This window comes from Streptomyces sp. SID11385, assembly GCF_010548245.1.
Lineage (GTDB): Bacteria > Actinomycetota > Actinomycetes > Streptomycetales > Streptomycetaceae > Streptomyces.
Genome location: NZ_JAAGLR010001137.1, coordinates 1 through 328 on the forward strand (window position 1 = coordinate 1; position 328 = coordinate 328).

General features: G+C 74.4%; 1 protein-coding gene. It reads left to right on the forward strand.

Translation table 11 applies throughout. The features are described from left to right. Positions 1-183: 183 nt before the first annotated feature. On the forward strand, positions 184-328 hold a 145-nt coding region (locus G3I42_RS34565), incomplete at its 3' end, for an FAD-dependent monooxygenase (RefSeq protein WP_164291608.1).

The window sequence follows — 328 nt, forward strand, 5'->3', positions numbered from 1 at the left end:
CCTCGCGACGCCGACGCCGCGCCCGGCGGAGCCGTCGGCGGGTCCGTGCCCCGCGCGCCCGGGGGTGCTTCGCTTGACGCGGGCACCCGCAGTAGGTTGCATACGGTCTGTGATCACGCACCGGTTTCCACTCGCACGCATCACCGAAGCCTCCTCCTGCCGGGACCGCACCGGAGCGCTGCCGTGGAACCGGTGATCGTGGTGGGCGCCGGCCCCGTCGGTCTCGCGCTCGCGCTGGCCCTGACCCGGCACGACGTCCCCTGCGTCGTCCTCGACGAAGGCTCGTGGAAGGACGAGGAGCGACTCGCGCGGACGGCGGTGCTGCGCG